At 35.3% G+C, this 14,778-nt stretch carries 14 protein-coding genes and 2 pseudogenes; 4 read left to right on the top strand and 12 right to left on the bottom strand.

The annotated features are described in order from the left end of the window. Positions 1–39: 39 nt before the first annotated feature. The 9 genes from ANA_RS15155 to sufR form a co-directional block, all read right to left on the bottom strand. A complete protein-coding gene (locus ANA_RS15155; RefSeq protein ID WP_015080921.1) occupies positions 40–267 on the bottom strand; it encodes a type II toxin-antitoxin system HicA family toxin in 228 nt (75 codons plus the stop codon). Continuing rightward, complete coding sequence (locus tag ANA_RS15150; protein ID WP_028082499.1) at positions 264–476, bottom strand: type II toxin-antitoxin system HicB family antitoxin; 213 nt, start codon at positions 474–476, stop codon at positions 264–266. Before ANA_RS15150 ends, ANA_RS15155 begins: the two co-directional genes overlap by 4 nt. 148 nt (positions 477–624) lie before the next feature. Beyond that, positions 625–1,023 (bottom strand): type II toxin-antitoxin system PemK/MazF family toxin, encoded by a 399-nt coding sequence (locus ANA_RS15145; RefSeq protein WP_015080919.1) that lies wholly within the window; start codon positions 1,021–1,023, stop codon positions 625–627. Continuing rightward, positions 1,008–1,289: a hypothetical protein gene (locus ANA_RS15140; RefSeq protein WP_015080918.1), complete on the bottom strand. Its 282-nt coding sequence runs from the start codon at positions 1,287–1,289 to the stop codon at positions 1,008–1,010. Before ANA_RS15140 ends, ANA_RS15145 begins: the two co-directional genes overlap by 16 nt. 15 nt (positions 1,290–1,304) lie before the next feature. Beyond that, positions 1,305–1,952, bottom strand: a complete 648-nt coding sequence (locus ANA_RS15135) for a Uma2 family endonuclease (protein ID WP_015080917.1) — start codon at positions 1,950–1,952, stop codon at positions 1,305–1,307. Positions 1,953–2,068: 116 nt separating this feature from the next. Then, positions 2,069–4,777, bottom strand: coding sequence for a CHAT domain-containing protein (locus tag ANA_RS15130; RefSeq protein WP_015080916.1), 2,709 nt, complete (start codon positions 4,775–4,777; stop codon positions 2,069–2,071). Positions 4,778–4,804: 27 nt separating this feature from the next. Continuing rightward, positions 4,805–5,272, bottom strand: a complete 468-nt coding sequence (locus tag ANA_RS15125; protein ID WP_015080915.1) for a hypothetical protein — start codon at positions 5,270–5,272, stop codon at positions 4,805–4,807. Between the two features lie 49 nt (positions 5,273–5,321). Beyond that, positions 5,322–6,017: a hypothetical protein gene (locus tag ANA_RS15120; RefSeq protein WP_015080914.1), complete on the bottom strand. Its 696-nt coding sequence runs from the start codon at positions 6,015–6,017 to the stop codon at positions 5,322–5,324. Between the two features lie 167 nt (positions 6,018–6,184). After that, positions 6,185–6,856, bottom strand: coding sequence for an iron-sulfur cluster biosynthesis transcriptional regulator SufR (gene sufR, locus ANA_RS15115; protein ID WP_015080913.1), 672 nt, complete (start codon positions 6,854–6,856; stop codon positions 6,185–6,187). 238 nt (positions 6,857–7,094) lie between these two features. On the opposite strand from sufR, the gene sufB reads away from it, so the two are divergent. The 4 genes from sufB (at position 7,095) to ANA_RS15095 (ending at position 12,106) form a co-directional block, all read left to right on the top strand. Then, a complete protein-coding gene (gene sufB / locus ANA_RS15110) occupies positions 7,095–8,534 on the top strand; it encodes a Fe-S cluster assembly protein SufB (protein WP_015080912.1) in 1,440 nt (479 codons plus the stop codon). A gap of 51 nt (positions 8,535–8,585) precedes the next feature. Then, on the top strand, positions 8,586–9,371 hold the full coding sequence (gene sufC / locus ANA_RS15105) for a Fe-S cluster assembly ATPase SufC (RefSeq protein WP_015080911.1): 786 nt from the start codon (positions 8,586–8,588) through the stop codon (positions 9,369–9,371). Further along, positions 9,371–10,687, top strand: coding sequence for a Fe-S cluster assembly protein SufD (sufD, locus tag ANA_RS15100; RefSeq protein ID WP_015080910.1), 1,317 nt, complete (start codon positions 9,371–9,373; stop codon positions 10,685–10,687). The genes sufC and sufD overlap by 1 nt, the downstream gene beginning before the upstream one ends. 153 nt (positions 10,688–10,840) lie before the next feature. Then, on the top strand, positions 10,841–12,106 hold the full coding sequence (locus ANA_RS15095; RefSeq protein WP_015080909.1) for a cysteine desulfurase: 1,266 nt from the start codon (positions 10,841–10,843) through the stop codon (positions 12,104–12,106). A 608-nt stretch (positions 12,107–12,714) separates the two neighbouring features. Here the strand turns inward: ANA_RS15095 and ANA_RS28560 are convergent. The 3 genes and pseudogenes from ANA_RS28560 to ANA_RS15085 form a co-directional block, all read right to left on the bottom strand. Further along, positions 12,715–13,023 (bottom strand): annotated as a pseudogene (locus ANA_RS28560) (transposase); the annotation flags it as partial. A gap of 24 nt (positions 13,024–13,047) precedes the next feature. Next, positions 13,048–13,356, bottom strand: a pseudogene (locus ANA_RS28555) (transposase); the annotation flags it as partial. Positions 13,357–13,469: 113 nt separating this feature from the next. Further along, entirely contained in the window at positions 13,470–14,753 is a 1,284-nt protein-coding gene (locus ANA_RS15085; RefSeq protein ID WP_015080908.1) for an MFS transporter, read from the bottom strand. Positions 14,754–14,778: the final 25 nt, after the last annotated feature.

Raw genomic sequence — 14,778 nt, 5'->3', positions numbered from 1 at the left:
TATATCACTTTAGGGAATATGGAAAATTCTCCCTAAGAACTAATTTAAAAGTTCTATCAGTTCATCTTTAGTCAAATCTGCATCTCGAATTATTTTTACTAATAAACCTTTTCCGATAGTTTTACCACTATGAGAAGGAATAGAAACAACTCGATTATCTTCATGTTTCATTCTGACATGACTTCCCTTTTGTCTGACTATATAAAAACCTACTTTTTCTAATGCAGCAATCAGTTCTTCTCCTGTAATTGTTGGTAATTTAGTCATGATAATACTACTTTTTGCACACCAATAAATTCAGTTATTGATTCCTCTTCTAGTTCTTCTAAACACATTTCAATAACTTCTTTAATATTTTTCATAAGTTCATCAATAGTTTCCCCTTGACTATAACAGGCTTTAAGTTGAGGAACTTCACCAATATACATACCATCTTCATCTCTTTCAATTACTACATAAAATTCTTTGTTTTTCATGGTTTTATTTGTCATGGCGATAGTTTACTAATAAAGTTAGCAATATTCGACTTTTATTGTAACATAAACGAAAAATCCCCGACTTCCCAATTTAATCTTTGGTAAATCATGTTAATTTATCAAAGAAGTCTGGAATCTGGGTATTTCATCATTTTGGTTTTTTGCTTCTTTCCCAAGCTTTTGATGCTGGTAGTGGTGATGATGGCTTTTCTATAATTTCAATAATTGTACTAATCACTTGATGAAGTTTATCATCTTTGAGTTTTCCAATGTACCGAATTACGTTACTTTTATCAACCGTTGCAATAATATTAGGGCGAATATAACAAGGGCTTAAATTTAATTTACCTACTCTAAAATCTTCATCTTCTAATTTAATTTCATAATCTCGTCCTGGTTTACTGGTAATAGGACAAATTATAATATTATTATTGTCTGATTCTGCTATCACTAAAGCTGGTCGTTTTTTTGTGGTAGATGTATCAGAAAAAGGAAAAGGAACAGATATCACATCACCTTTAATTAAATGTTCTATAGATCCTTCCATGCTTCGTCTTCCTCTGGATTAAGCCAAACTTTATTTAATGATGATTCACTCATTTCTAAAAATTCTTTGACCAATATTTTATTATCATCTATATCAACAGCTTGTAAATTTTTAACTACGGCTAATGGTAATCCAGTTAGTTTGACGATAAAATCTAAATCAATACCTTCTCGTAACATATTTATAGCAACTTGGGTTAAACCTTGCAGTAAACCTTTTTCCCATGCTTCTTGTAATGTTTGCGCTGGAATTGATAGGTTGTTCATATTTTTTATATTTAATCAGGAAATTTGTGTTTTTAACCAACTCCGAAAATTCTTAATCATTGACACCTCACCCACTTGTAAACTAGAAGCTAAAAACTGAGGAACTTCTGTATTTAAAGGTAAATTCGCAAAGGTTGGTGAACTATTGCAAGGAATATATTTATCCTCAGATAAACTATAAATTTGCATCACAGGTTCTTCATAACGCCAAACTTCAGGAACACCTAAAGCTAAATAAATCGGTAATTTATCAATAGAAGAACTAGCATAATCAACTTCTATTACTAAATCAGGTGGGGGATCTTGAGTTAAATCTAAACTTGTTTTATTTCTCATGATTGGTTCATTTTGAATATAGAAACTAGAATCAGGTTCTACACCTCTAGCTAAATCTTCTCTTTTACAAGTTAATGAACCTGTACTTTTGACATTGAGATTTAATTCTTCAACTAAAGTATCAATTAGCTTTTCTAATAAGCGTTTATTATGTTCATGGGGCATTAATGGAGTCATAATTTCTAAGATTCCCTGATTATAAGTAAACCTGTTATGGCGATCATCACCTGTTTCTAATAAAATTCGTTCAAATGTCTGCCAGGAAATATTATGGAGAATGACGCTATTGGTGTGAGTGTCGCTGTGAGTAGGTGCTAGAGTTACCATAGAAATTCACCTCGCAGTTTTAATTGTTCTATTATATCACTATCATCAATTTCAATTAGAGGAAATGATTGATAAAAAGGAGTTGATAACAAAAGTTGTCAATTTTTAACTTGATATTATTGTAATCCCTGAGCAATAAAAGCCGACCAATAACGGGGATGTGCAAAGGGAAATTCTCCTTTTGATTTTTGGATGTTATTAATTGTATTTAGTATTTTTAGAGATTTTTTATGTTGTAAATCGCACTCCAAATATTCTTCTGAATCTTGTGGATATTGTTTTTTCTGATTTCTAGCTTGTTGACGCTGGTTTTCTGCTGCTTGGGATATTTCTTCTAAGTCTGCTTTTCTTAACTCCCGTAATTTAATTTGTGCTTCTTTTAGTGCTGCTGGACAATTTTTACCTTCTTGTCTTTGTTGATAGTAAAAAATAGACAATAACGCAGTTGCTAAATCATCAACCATCCACAAAGAACTAATTATATTTGTCGCACCAGCACATAAAAAACCAGTAGAAAGTGTCAATAAATTATCAGTTATATTGGGTTGACCTAAATTAGTTTCACAACAAGAAAGAAACACATCTACAAGATTAGGGAAACGCCAACTAGGAGACATTAATTGACCTAAAGTAATACTATCACCACCGCCTAAGTTTAAATGAGATTCTAAAGGATTATATAAACAAGATACAGCATGGTGACAGCAGTGGAGAGTTTGCACATTTTCAGCTAATTTTCGGAAATTTTGAACCGTAGCTTGACTACTACCTATTAATCTTTTGTTTGCTGGAATATTATACATTTTAGCAATTTCTTCCTCTTCCCATCTGGAAAAAGGTAGAGGATCATTATCTACGGTATCTGCCACTGTACCATATTGGAAATATTGAACATCTAAATTTAGGCGTTTCTTTTTTTGGTTTTGATGACAAAAATCTAAAATTTGACAACTGGGAGTATAACGAATTAAAAATCTATCTACTAAATATTTTTTATTTTCTCCTGTAGGTAAAGCAGCAAAAGGTATTTGATGTAATAACAAATGAGGTTCTATAATTAATTCTTTTATGTTTTGAAGATATTGATGGATTATTTTTGATAATTGTAATCTCTCTGAAAGTTCATAAAGAAAATATTCCATGTTATATTCCCAGTCTTTAAACTTCTTTTCTACATATTCTTGATACGGTGATGACCAATGGTGTTTAATCCAGTTTTGTAATCTTTCTAATCCTTCACCTATACAGGTATGGAGATAAATTGAGTCTTGGGTAATGATAAAAATATGGGTATCAGAGTTGGTAGTGTAGAAACTGAGAATAGCGGTTTTGGGATGATCAATTAATTTCTGAATCTTTGATAATCTCAGAGGTTTAACTTGAATTTCACCTGCTAAAATGGGATCTTCTCCTCTGAGTTGTTCCCAAATTTTTTGTTTTGCAGTTTCTAATAATTCTATTTTTTTATCGTATACCTGCCAAATAGCGCGGGTTGTACGGCGGTTATTTTCTGATTTATAATTTTGGCGTTCTATGTGAATTTTTTGTTTTAATTCTTCGTATTTTTGTAATAATTCTTGGACTTTTGGAGGTATATTTTCACCTTGGGAGAGGTTGAAACTTGCCATTAAGTCTACTAGACGTTGAGAACGGGAGCGTTGACAATATTCAAAGGCTTTATCTATTTGGTTTGTATTGATGTAGGCTTGTACTATGTTTTGATAAATTTCAATATATTTTTCTAAAAATTCTTCCCTATTCTGTTCAGAGTTTGACCAAGTTCTAATTTTTTCAACTGCTTCAATCGCATATTTGTAAGCCTCAATAGCCGTTTCCCAAAATTGATATTGAAAAGCTAAATATCCAAGTTTATCAGCTACATCTTTTAATTTACTAGGTAATCCTTGAGATTTAAAAATATCGAAAGATATTTTATAACAGTTGATTGCAGCATCAATTTTTCCTAAAATTTCATAAGTAATGGCTAGATTATACTGAACTTGAGCATATTCAATAGGAAGATTTTTAGGATTATATACTTTTAATGCTTCTTGATAAGCTGTTAATGCTAAATTGTAATTTTCTGGATTTTTTTCTCCCTTAATTCTGTTTCTTTCATCATATATAATACCTAAATTCATTTGACATTTTGCCCATTCTTCAAAACATTGGTTTTGTTTAAATATATCTAAAACATCATTATTATAAGCTGCAATTGCTAATTCTAAGTATTCTGTTTTTTCAGTGATATTCTGAGTTAATATTTCAGAATAAGCTCTGCCTAGAATAGCTTGAGTAAAAGCCCAGTTTAATCCGTATTTGTATTTTTTTGAATTAAATATTTCTGATGCGAATTTACAATAATGAATAGCAATTTCTATATTTTCTTGCTGTTCAGAAAAAGAAATGCTATCAAATTTATCCATGTAAAGACTAGCTAAATTCAAATTATTTATAGCCCAATCTTCTCGATCTATATGACTATTAAAAACAATTTCAATTACTTCGCAACAAAGAATCGCAAGATTTAAATTATTAGATTGGTTTCCATCTCTCAAGTGTCTAATATTTTTACTTAAATTAGCAATACTTAAAGCTCTTTTATAAGCTTTATCTGGTTCTAACTGTGACAGAGTTTCAGTTGCCCAATCTCTGAAAATAGATATAAAATTTTTATCTAGTTTATCTACATTATCTTCTAGAATTTTTATTGTTGTATCAGCCTTATTCTCTCGAATTGTCCATAATATTTTATGCAGAAATTCTAAATAATCTCTGCGTTTTAATTTACCTTTTTTTTGCTTCTTTCCAAATCCCTTAGCCATATTTATTGCACCTTGATTAAATAAAAATTATCCCAAAATCTCTGTCAACTTCTCCATCAAATCTTCCGCTAACTCCAACAACTCAACCTCATTAATAGAACTATTACCAGAAGCGCGACAACTTTCAGAAACCACAACATCACCAAATAAAAAATCCTTAGCAGCAAAAATTCGATCCTCTTCTTTTAACTGACTCAAACAATATTCTAAACCACCAATAATTTCATCAAGAGACTTATCCTGTAACCGTTCCCGTACCTTTACCGCAACCACATCATTACTTTCTAAGAAAGTAGTAAGTTTCTCAATATAACCCGGTTCATCGTCATCATCCCCCCAAGTTTCCAACCAATCACTATCTATATTTTCAAAATATAAATCAGCCGCTTCTAACCCATATTTTCTGATATCATCTTCTAATTGACGGGCTGATTCTAAATGCTGTAAAAACTGTTCTAGTCTTTTTTGACGTTCAGTAATTTCTTGGTTAATCATAATTACCTCTGTGAGAATTTTTGCTATACATAATCAAACTAACCAAACACTATAAATTTATTTTTTGATAAATACCATTATTCAGATTATCACTCTTATCTAGTGCTAAATTAACTATCTGATTAATAAAATCACTTTCACCAGGATTAAAACTTAAAAATAATCCTCTCTCTATTCCCCAAGAAATTAAAGTATCTTCCCAATCATCAGCTTTTGTTTGTGTAAATTCTTGAGATTGGCTAGTCAGCTGAATACAAAGGGGTTGTTCTTGAACACTACTAACTATTATATCACTTGCCATAGATAAGTCTACAATATAGCGTTGTAAGGCTTGACCACCATTCAGCTTAATGACATTAGCAATCAAATTAATTAATTTTTCATCCTCCTGATTGAACTCACCAGACATTAATTTTCTTCTCCAAATATGAAATTTGGGGTCATTTTTACTTAACCATCTAGGAAACAATTCACTATACCAGTATCTTTCGGGAGGTGTCATTGATTCATAAAAGTCTTGTCTTTCTGCTTCAGAAGTTAAACGTTTTATATCAAGTCTAATTTCTGTATCTCGAATAAATTGTTGTAAAAACAAAATAACAAAACGTTTAGACATTAATGTACCAGGTTTAACATCTTTAATCCAGTTATTAATCTGGTTTAACTTAATTGCTAAACTGGGATCTATAGTTGATGCTTCCTCAATTAATGATTTTAGTTTTTCCTTAATCTGTTGTGGATGCAAAATATATACCTGAAAAATAATAAAATTTTTTATTTAGTTTATATATTTTTAATGGTTTTGTAAAGTAACAATTTATTTAGTTAACCAGAGTACGTTTTAACGTAATTAAGCTATTAGCCCGGAAATTGATTTCCGGGTGGGTATAGAAGCATACAAATAACCCCTAATTAACTTTTTTCCACCAAATAACCACAACGATGTTCACCATGAATCAACCAATGAGTCCGTTCCACAGTACAATCTGGAAGAATAGCCGCAAACATTTCCAATTCATGACCACAAACGCTGGGAAAAGATTCCGCAACATCAGAAATAGCGCAAGTATGTTCCACAAAAATAAATCTTTCCGCACCACTAGCATCTGATTCCACAGCGTGAAACTCCGCCATAAAACCTTCAGCCTTTCGCAATTCTATCAAATTTGCGACCCGTTCCTGCAAAGAACCATTACCCACCCGTTCATGATATTCTTGGGCTTTACGTTCCCACTGTTTCCGTAAAATAGACTTTACTTGGTCACGTCCCACAGTTTCCGCTAAAGTGTCAAGAAGAGAAACCGCAAACTCGCCATAACCATCACCTAAGCGGTTAGCACTTTTTTGCAAATGTGATCTTCCCCCCCGACTCAAATGATAAACGTGCTGGGGTCTGCCCATACTCGGTTGTTCTGATACCGAATATAGAACTAACTCCTCCATCTCTAAATCCTTTAAATGACGACGAATCGCTTGGGGACTCACATCCAAAAAGTTCGCCAACTCAACAGCCGTTGCTTGTGAGTGTTTCAATAGATACTCTAGGATATCCTGCTTAGTTGAGGTCTGCTGGGTAGTCGCCATCTTCTCTACTAGACGCTTCGCAAACGTCCCAAAATAAAAAACTTTTTTTTCTGAAAATTTAACTTAAACAACATTGTTGTTGTTAATCTATCGTACAATGAAAATAGATTAAACAACAGCCGAATTGTTTTAGTCGTTAAACCTATTCTAGCAGTCCTGTTAGGAATTGGTAACAGAAAACGGGAATTAGCTTTGTGCAACCCGTCGCCCGTCCTTTAAAGAGAACACAAGAGAACCGATGAGCGCATCCGTCACCACCTTAGTCAACCAACCTTACAAGTACGGCTTTGTTACCGATATTGAAGCCGATACTATTCCTCGTGGGTTAAGCGAAGATGTTGTCCGCCTAATTTCCGCCAAAAAGAATGAGCCGGAATTTATGCTGGAATATCGTCTCCGAGCATATCATCAATGGCTGAAAATGACAGAACCAACTTGGTCTCATGTCCAATATCCGCCTATTAATTATCAGGATATTATTTATTATTCCGCACCGAAACAAAAGAAAGCTAAACTCAACAGTTTAGACGAAGTTGATCCGACTTTATTGGAAACCTTTGCAAAATTAGGTATTCCTTTAAATGAACAAAAGCGATTAAGTAACGTTGCTGTTGATGCGATTTTTGATAGTGTTTCTGTTGCGACTACATATAAAGAAAAACTTGCCAAAGATGGCGTAATTTTCTGTTCTTTTTCGGAAGCTTTACAAGAACACCCAGAATTAATTAAAAAATATTTGGGTAGCGTTGTTCCCATTGCTGATAATTATTTCGCAGCTTTGAATGCGGCTGTGTTTAGTGATGGTTCTTTCGTTTATATTCCCAAAGGCTTAAAATGTCCAATGGAATTGTCTACCTATTTCCGCATTAATACCGGAGATACAGGACAATTTGAACGGACTTTAATTGTCGCCGAAGCAGGAAGTTATGTTTCTTATTTAGAAGGTTGTACAGCGCCAATGTACGACAGCAACCAATTACACGCGGCGGTTGTTGAATTGGTAGCTTTAGATAATGCGGAAATTAAATATTCTACTGTGCAGAACTGGTACGCTGGTGATGTCAATGGTAAAGGCGGAATTTACAACTTTGTAACTAAACGTGGTTTGTGTCAAGGTGTCAATTCTAAGATTTCTTGGACTCAAGTAGAAACAGGTTCTGCGATTACTTGGAAGTATCCCAGTTGTGTTTTGATTGGTGATAATTCTGTGGGTGAATTTTACTCGGTTGCATTAACAAATAATATGCAGCAAGCTGATACTGGAAGTAAGATGATTCACGTTGGGAAAAACACCCGCAGCACTATTATTTCTAAAGGAATTTCTGCTGGTAAATCTAGTAATAGTTACCGAGGTTTGGTGAAGATTAATCCCACTGCGAAAGGTGCAAGAAATTATTCTCAATGTGATTCGATGTTAATTGGGGATAATGCTCAAGCTAATACTTTTCCTTATATTCAAGTTCAGAATAATACGGGAAAGGTGGAACATGAGGCTTCTACTTCTAAAATTGGTGAAGATCAATTGTTCTTTTTTGCTCAACGGGGTATTTCTTCGGAAGATGCTATTTCGATGATGATTAGCGGTTTCTGTAAGGATGTTTTTAATCAGCTTCCTATGGAGTTTGCTGTTGAGGCTGATAAGTTGTTGAGTCTGAAACTAGAGGGTAGTGTGGGTTAAGAAAACGAACCACAGAGGCACAGAGTACGCAGAGAAAGAGAGGAAGAGAAGATGATTGTTGAGAATAGTGATTTGATTTTGTCGGTTAAGGATTTGACGGCTGATGTTGATGGAACTCCGATTTTAAAGGGGTTGAATTTGCAGGTTCGCGCTGGGGAAGTTCACGCGATTATGGGTCCGAATGGTTCTGGGAAGAGTACGTTTTCTAAGGTTTTGGCGGGACATCCAGCTTATACTGTGACTGGTGGTGAGGTGGTTTTTCAAGGACAAAATCTTTTGGAAATGGAAGCTGCGGAAAGAGCTAGGGGTGGTGTGTTTTTAGCTTTTCAATATCCTCTGGAAATTCCTGGTGTGAGTAATTTGGATTTTCTGCGGGTGGCTTATAATTCTCGTCGCAAATCTCAAGGTTTGGAAGAGGTTGACGCTTTCGATTTTGATGATTTGGTTGAGGAAAAGTTAGAAATTGTGAAGATGAATTCTTCTTTTCTGAATCGCAGTGTGAATGAGGGTTTTTCTGGTGGGGAAAAGAAGCGGAATGAAATTCTGCAAATGGCGATTTTAGAACCAAAGTTGGCGATTTTAGATGAAACTGATTCTGGTTTGGATATTGATGCTTTGAAAATTGTTGCTAATGGAGTTAATCAGTTAACCAATGCTGAAAATGCCACAATTATGATTACTCACTATCAGCGTCTTCTCGATTATATTGTTCCTGATTTTGTTCACGTTATGGCACAAGGACAAATTATCAGAAGTGGTGGTAAGGAGTTGGCGTTAGAGTTAGAATCTCGTGGTTATGATTGGGTTCTCGAAGAAGCTTTGGGAGTGGGTGTGTAATGTCTATTCCAGTTTCTCTTACTTCTATTCCTAATTCTCTATTAGATAGAGATCCTTTTTTAACTGGTTTGTTAAATCAGGTAACTGTATCGGAAAAGGATGATTGCTTAAAACAACTTCGTGACGGTGCTGCTAAATGGGTTCGTCATTCTGTTATTCCCAATACCCGCGAGGAAGAATGGCGGTTTACTGATTTATCATCTTTGAAACAGGTAGATTTTAAGTTAGGGATGTTTCAGAAAACATCTTTAGGATCTGATATTTTACCTGAAGTTTCTCAGCGGTTAGTGTTTGTTAATGGTGTTTACTCACCTGATTTATCTAATACTGAAAATTTACCTGCTGGGTTAATTGTTGGTAATTTGAATGTTTTATCCAGTGAGATTGTAGGGGAATATTTAGCTCAAGCGGAAGGTGCGAAGGAAGTTTTTACGGCTTTAAATACTGCGGCTTTAAATGATGTCGCTGTGGTATGGGTTGGTAAAAATGTGGTGCTGGAAACACCAATTCATCTATTATTTATTTCTGTTTCTGGTGAGTCTGCGACTATTTCCCAACCTCGCGTTTTAGTAGTAGCTGAAAGTAACTCTCAAGTAACTTTAATTGAAGAGTATATTGCATCTTCACAAAATGAGGGTGTTTACTTCACTAATAGTGTTACGGAAATTTGGGTAAATGAAAATGCTCAGGTGAGTCATAATAGAATTGCACGAGAAGGTGCTGCGGCTTTTCATGTTGGGAAAACTGCTGTTACTCAGGCGCGATATAGTCGTTATAGTTGTAATGCTGTGACGGTTGGGGGGAAAATCTCTCGTCACAATTTGGAGATTTTGCAAACTGGTGAACAAACGGAAACGACGCTGAATGGTTTAACTGTGATTGCTGATAATCAGGTGGCTGATACTCACAGTGCTTTGTCTTTAAATCATCCTCATGGTGTGAGTAAACAGTTACATAAGTGCATTATAGGCGATCGCGCTCATGGTGTCTTCAATGGTAAAATATTTGTTCCTAAACTGGCGCAATTAACTAACGCATCTCAATTAAATCGCAATTTGCTATTATCATCTAAGTCCAGAATTGACACCAAACCTCAATTGGAAATCACTGCTGATAATGTTAAATGCGCTCATGGTGCTACGGTCAGTCAGTTGGAAGATGATCAAATATTCTACCTGGAAAGTCGCGGCATTGATGAAAATAATGCTCGAAAATTATTAGTTAATGGTTTCGCAATGGAAGTTATTAACTTTATTCCTGTTGCTTCTTTGCGTGAGAGTTTGTTGAAAACTGTTACCAGTCTCACGAATAAATAAATGCCTTGCACTTTAGTACAAGGCTAATAGCTTAAGTTCATTAAAACGAACTAAATTTCTGAATAATTAATAGTCGGTTTTAACCGACTTCTGCTATTAGCCAGGGAATTTATTCCTTGGCGGTTTAAAATTCTCCTGAACTCTTTATTAAAAATGGTCATCACTTCTACCAAATCTCTCGCTGATAAAGTTCGTTCTGACTTCCCCATTTTACATCAGGAAGTCCACGGTAAACCCCTGGTTTATCTCGATAATGCAGCTACTTCTCAAAAGCCTTTATTCGTATTAAATGCTTGGCGTGATTATTACGAACAATATAATTCAAATGTCCATCGTGGCGCACATTTTCTCAGCGGAAAAGCTACTGATGCTTATGAGGGTGCGCGTGATAAAATCGCTAAATTTATTAATGCCAAATCACGCCAAGAAATTGTGTACACCCGCAACGCAACTGAGGCTATTAACCTAGTCGCTTACAGTTGGGGAATGAACAATTTACAGCCAGGAGATGAAATTATTCTCTCGGTCATGGAACACCATAGTAATATCGTTCCCTGGCAATTTGTCGCTCAAAAAACGGGTGCAATATTGAAGTTTGTGGAGTTGACGACCGAAGAAACTTTTGATTTAGAGCAGTTTAAAAACCTGATTTCTGAAAAAACAAAACTGGTGTCTATTCTGCATATTTCTAATACTTTGGGTTGCATAAATCCAGCTAAAGAAATAGCCGAAATTGCTCATAAATACGGTGCGAAGTTCTTACTTGATGCTTGTCAAAGTGTCCCCCATACTCCTATTGATGTTCAAGAACTAGACTGTGATTGGTTGGTAGCTTCTGGACATAAGATGTGCGCTCCCACTGGCATTGGCTTTTTGTATGGTAAGTTGGAATTACTAGAAGCAATGCCGCCATTTTTCGGTGGTGGTGAGATGATTGCAGAGGTATTTTTAGACCATTCCACCTATGCAGAATTACCCCATAAATTTGAAGCTGGTACTCCGGCTATTGGGGAAGCGATCGCCCTTGGTGCAGCGATAGATTATCTTACTAATATTGGTATGGATAAAATCCATGCTTATGAAGCGGAATTAACGGCTTATTTATTCGCGCAATTAGGGCAAATACCCCAAATTAGAATCCACGGACCGAAACCCAATGCTGAAGGGGAAGGGAGAGCCGCATTAGCAGCTTTTACGGCAGAAGGTGTTCACGCTAATGATTTAGCAACTTTGTTAGATCAAGAAGGTGTGGCAATTCGTTCTGGACATCATTGTACTCAACCATTACACCGTCATCTAGGTTTAGCAGGAACTGCACGGGCCAGTTTATCTTTTTACAATACCCGTGAGGAAATTGATGTTTTCATCAAAGCTTTGAAGGAGACTTTGGACTTTTTTGCTGGAGTGTTTGCTGAGTAAATGTAGGGTGGGTATTTCCCACCTTTTTTAATTAATAATAAAGGCCAGCAGTTGGATTTGAACCTACGACCTTCCGATTACAAGGCAGAATTTATTTATCTAAAACCCAGTGTTAGTAATGGTTTTGACTACATCTAAAATAATTGATCTAATTTTGATCTACCCTATTAATGCTGTAATAATTTTTAACAAAGTGTTCATATTTGTAATGCCCACTAATCCTACACAACTCGTTTTAACAATATGGACACTATTTACACCCAATTTCAGATTGATTAAGTAAGTGAACACAATAAAACCAATCTGTGTAAAGAAAAGTAAAATCGCCTAAAGCTTCTTCCCGGATTTCTCACAAGCGAAAAAAAATATTCATAAAAAGCGAAAAAAAGGAAGTTTATTTGATACATAAATAGCAAAGATGAAAAAAGGAAATCTTCTAAGTATATATTTGAGAAACTCAGTTAAATATCAAGAGCTATTCAGGCAATATATACTGATATAAATAATTTAATAGTAAAATTAGGCATCTGAAAACAGAGTGAAGAAAAAACTTTTATCCCCACCCTAAATTAAAGCTAAAAATGAGCGTAATAATCGTCCCAAAAGAATTAACCAGGATTGGGTAACAACTGCAAACAACGGTAAGCAGTAGCATAAATATGCTGATAGGGACAAGAACTATTAATCGCAATTAAAACTCGTCTAGTTGTTATTGTAATCAAAGCTCCTAACTTCAACAACTTGGTACGGATAGTCCCAACTTGAGCATTCTGTAATTCAGTTTTAACTAAACATTTATTTCGCAAAGCATTCATCAAAACATAAGCAATGGAAGAGAACCACAAACGTAATTGATTACCTGCAAATGTATGGGTACTGGTTCTATCACTAAATAATTCTAATTGTTGTTCCTTCTCTTGACTAATGCTTTTTCCTAATGCCAGTGCGAACATGGGATCATGACGTAATTCTTCATGGTCATTTAAGTCTTCATATCCCATGATTAAGCCATATATCCGTTGTGTTAATAAGCTTTCTATGGGATGTAACGTCTTATTTGGCTTTCTGTAGTCTTGGAAACCCAAAGCTAAACGTGATGTTATTTGCAATTTTCGGTCTATTTCCGCAATTAAACTTAGACCTGCATCCGATGTTACTTTACCACCCTGGAAATTCACTACTACTGGAGGGAGTTTTTCTTGTTTAAAAGTGAACTGTTTTGGTGTACTATCTGTTCTTATTGGGGTCATATTTTATAATTGCTGAAATGCTTTTTACATATACATTTTCGCAGTTTTTGACCCCTTTTTTTCTTTTCTTTGTGAGAAATCCGGGATCAGGGGGTTACTTCGTTCCCAATTCTTTATTGAGCCGATACTTCCAAATCTCGAATGGCAGGGTATTGAGAGCTAATAAATACTGTCGCTAATAGAAGAAATCCTATGATTACAAATAATAGTCCAATACCACGACCAGGACCAGACCCAATTATTTGGCCTAATAGTAATCCAGCCCCAGGTCCGTCAAAAGACATGAGTGGCTCAAAAACATAATCAGCAAGCGGTCCAGCAATAATCGCAGCAAGCGGTACAACCGTTACCCATATCGCTCCAGTTAAGGCAAATACTCTTCCCTGTAACGATTCAGGAACTATTGTCTGTAAGATAACTTGCACTGATCCACTGATAAAAGGTGTAGTCAGGAAGAAAAGTAAAGTAGCAATAGCAATTTGAATGATAGAAGGGCGTAAACCAGCAAGAATTATGCACAACCCACTCAGCGACATAGAGATGAGAATAGGATTGATCAAGTTCTGCCAATTTTTCTTCCATGTACTCATTACTATAGAACTGATTAACATCCCCATACCGCTAACAAATACTATCTGTCCTAAACCAGATGGACTGGTTAAAGAAAGAATTAGTGGAAAGCTTAGTACACTCATTAAACCGGTAAAAAATTGGTAAATGGTGAATAGAATCAGAAAGCTAAGTAATCCAGGATGCTCTGTTAGATAAGTCCAACCGCTTAGTGCCTCTTGCCAAAATGAAGAAGATGGATTGTCCCGCTTCCCATCAGCAGCATGATTTAACTGAGGGAATCGTACCAATACAAGGGGAACAAGAGCAACTAACACAGTTACAAAGTTGATGATAAGAATATCTCTTGGCTTCAGAATACCCAGCAAAATACCTCCGAGTAAAGGTCCAATAAGTTGCTGAATGCCCGTTCCTAGTTGAATTATTCCATTTACCCGTGTTAAATCATCTTTAGGCACTAGAGAGGTAATAGAAGCTTGATAAGCAGATGAATGGAAGGCACCAATGATGGAAGTAAAAATATTTCTGAGATAGATGTGCCAAATCTCTAATTGACCAATACTTATTAGCACTATCAACATCAGAGTAAACAGTCCTTGACAGACATCACTAATGATCATGATCAAGCGACGATCCCAACGATCAACTAATATGCCTGTTATAGGCGAAACAATAATGATTGGTATTGTACAAGCAACGGTAAGGAAAGCAAATTGGGTGGCAGAGCGAGTTTCCTGAAAAATTGAGATATCCAGAGCAAACCCGGTCATGGAAACACCAATTAAAGAAATTAGTTGTCCTAACCAAATAAATGTAAAAGTCTGCATTTTTTATTTATAAAACCTACTGCAC

The sequence above is a fragment of the Anabaena sp. 90 genome (assembly GCF_000312705.1).
GTDB lineage: Bacteria > Cyanobacteriota > Cyanobacteriia > Cyanobacteriales > Nostocaceae > Dolichospermum > Dolichospermum lemmermannii.
Note: the sequence above shows the minus strand (reverse complement) of the source record. Positions and strands in the feature narration are given on the sequence as shown.

What these genes read in the sequence shown, in the direction of transcription:
- ANA_RS15155 (WP_015080921.1), bottom strand. Translation starts at nt 267, where the DNA reads ATGACTAAATTACCAACAATTACAGGAGAAGAACTGATTGCTGCATTA.
- ANA_RS15150 (WP_028082499.1), bottom strand. Translation starts at nt 476, where the DNA reads ATGAAAAACAAAGAATTTTATGTAGTAATTGAAAGAGATGAAGATGGT.
- ANA_RS15145 (WP_015080919.1), bottom strand. Translation starts at nt 1,023, where the DNA reads ATGGAAGGATCTATAGAACATTTAATTAAAGGTGATGTGATATCTGTT.
- ANA_RS15140 (WP_015080918.1), bottom strand. Translation starts at nt 1,289, where the DNA reads ATGAACAACCTATCAATTCCAGCGCAAACATTACAAGAAGCATGGGAA.
- ANA_RS15135 (WP_015080917.1), bottom strand. Translation starts at nt 1,952, where the DNA reads ATGGTAACTCTAGCACCTACTCACAGCGACACTCACACCAATAGCGTC.
- ANA_RS15130 (WP_015080916.1), bottom strand. Translation starts at nt 4,777, where the DNA reads ATGGCTAAGGGATTTGGAAAGAAGCAAAAAAAAGGTAAATTAAAACGC.
- ANA_RS15125 (WP_015080915.1), bottom strand. Translation starts at nt 5,272, where the DNA reads ATGATTAACCAAGAAATTACTGAACGTCAAAAAAGACTAGAACAGTTT.
- sufR (WP_015080913.1), bottom strand. Translation starts at nt 6,856, where the DNA reads ATGGCGACTACCCAGCAGACCTCAACTAAGCAGGATATCCTAGAGTAT.
- sufB (WP_015080912.1), top strand. Translation starts at nt 7,095, where the DNA reads ATGAGCGCATCCGTCACCACCTTAGTCAACCAACCTTACAAGTACGGC.
- sufC (WP_015080911.1), top strand. Translation starts at nt 8,586, where the DNA reads ATGATTGTTGAGAATAGTGATTTGATTTTGTCGGTTAAGGATTTGACG.
- sufD (WP_015080910.1), top strand. Translation starts at nt 9,371, where the DNA reads ATGTCTATTCCAGTTTCTCTTACTTCTATTCCTAATTCTCTATTAGAT.
- ANA_RS15095 (WP_015080909.1), top strand. Translation starts at nt 10,841, where the DNA reads ATGGTCATCACTTCTACCAAATCTCTCGCTGATAAAGTTCGTTCTGAC.
- ANA_RS15085 (WP_015080908.1), bottom strand. Translation starts at nt 14,753, where the DNA reads ATGCAGACTTTTACATTTATTTGGTTAGGACAACTAATTTCTTTAATT.